The sequence below is a fragment of the Kocuria sp. CNJ-770 genome (assembly GCF_001942375.1).
Classification (GTDB): domain Bacteria; phylum Actinomycetota; class Actinomycetes; order Actinomycetales; family Micrococcaceae; genus Kocuria; species Kocuria oceani.
The window spans coordinates 1-1,607 of the sequence record NZ_MKJW01000054.1 but is presented as its reverse complement, the minus strand read 5'-3'; the positions used below and the strand labels follow the sequence as shown (position 1 = coordinate 1,607).

Annotated in this window: 2 protein-coding genes; one reads left to right on the top strand and one right to left on the bottom strand. The window is 66.9% G+C overall.

What is annotated here, in order from left to right:
• Positions 1–21: 21 nt before the first annotated feature.
• Positions 22–717 carry a hypothetical protein gene (locus tag BJF77_RS02470; protein ID WP_139318405.1) on the bottom strand — a complete coding sequence of 232 codons (696 nt, stop codon included), beginning with the start codon at positions 715–717 and terminating at the stop codon, positions 22–24.
• 136 nt (positions 718–853) lie between these two features.
• On the opposite strand from BJF77_RS02470, the gene BJF77_RS02465 reads away from it, so the two are divergent.
• Positions 854–1,126 (top strand): helix-turn-helix domain-containing protein, encoded by a 273-nt coding sequence (locus tag BJF77_RS02465; RefSeq protein WP_069600038.1) that lies wholly within the window; start codon positions 854–856, stop codon positions 1,124–1,126.
• The last annotated feature ends 481 nt before the right edge of the window (positions 1,127–1,607 follow it).

Sequence of the window (1,607 nt, the reverse complement as noted above, 5' to 3'; positions counted from 1 at the left end):
GGGGCTGATCTTCGAGCGCGCTCACTTGCTGTACTCGTACCCGCTGCCGTCCTCGTTGACCGCGACAAGTTCGTTCTCACCCAGCAGACCGCCGTTGCGCTCCTCGGCTGTCAGGGACGCCTCGACGTACTCGTCGTAGCGTTCGAGGCCAGACCACTTCTCGTCGTTGTCGGCGACGCCTGCGTAGAGGTTGATGAGGCCCATGGCGACGTCGTCGTTGTCGCTGCCGGAGATGCTCTGAGCACTCGTGCCGGTCGAGTCGACGTAGCGCAGCAAGGCACCGTCCTCGGTCGTGTCCTCCGGCGACGCGGGGTCCTCGATGAGGGTGAGCTGCTCGCCGCCCACGATCTTGTCGAGCCACTCCTGAGCCTCGTCGTAACGGGTCTGCGGGAGCCACGCCGTGTCGGTCATGCCCTTGGCCTTGATGTCGGCCATGCCGAGCAGCTGGACCTCGACCTGCTCGCCGTCGGGCGAGGTCGCGGTGAACCGCACCGGGCTGATCGCCTCGCCTCCCGTGTACGTCTCAGCCCCCTCCTCGGCGTCGCCGCCGCTGTCGGAGACGGAGGACGACGCGGTCTGCTCCGACTGCCCCTCAGGGGCCGGAGGAGCCGCCTCGTCGCTGTCGGAGCCGCAGGCGCTCGTCAGCAGCAGGGCGGCGGCCACGACACCTCCCAGAGCAGCTCGACGGGTGGTCGTACGGGTAGCGGTCGCGCGCATGATCATCTCCTCGATGAGAGCGGAGGGCCGGACACCCACCGTGCCGGCCAGGGACGATTTGTCACGACCCACATTACCTCGAATAGGCGCGTTTAGGTGACTGTGCAAAATAAGCGCCGGACGCACGCTGGAGGGTATGCCTGCTCCCACTCCTGACCTCCGCGCCCTCGGCGTCGAGGTCGCCCACCAGCGCAAGGAGCGAGGCTGGTCCATCGACCGCCTCGCAGAGGCCACGGGCGTCCACCGCAAGACGATCATCGAGATCGAGGCCGGGCGCGTCGCCGCCAGAATCTCGACGCTCCACGGCATCGCACACGCGCTCGGCGTGCCCCTGCCAGACCTCGTCGCCCCGGTGTGCGCCAGGCACCCGAAGGCCGTCGGCCGCCCCACCCCGTTGGTCGAGAAGTAGGGGTGTGTTGCGCTCGTGTTGCGCTCCGGCCTCAACAGCGCAACATGACCACCACGATAAAATCCCAGGTCACAGAGGTGTTCCGACCTCGATGTTGCGCTGTTGCGCTGTTGCGCTGATTTCGCCAACCTCTCTAAGGAGTACACCTACCCCCTCCCTGACGGGCAGGGAGGGTACTTCTACACGTAGGTTGGATTTTTAGCGCAACAGCGCAACATGAAGGAAAAAAGACCGCCTGACCTGGGCAAAGACCTGTTGCGCATGAGCGCAACATAGCGCAACAAGAGCGCAACATCGCTGGGCGACCGCGGTTCCCCACGAGACCGGGCCTGACGGCCCGGGCCACTGGGTAGCCGGCCCTGCGGGCCGGGATGCCCGCTCACAGGGGGCACAGAGCCAGGGACGCAGCACGGAGGGGAACCAGCGATGGGGCAGCCCCGTGGCATGCCCTTGGTGATGTGCCCTCACGCCGGCCCGCAGG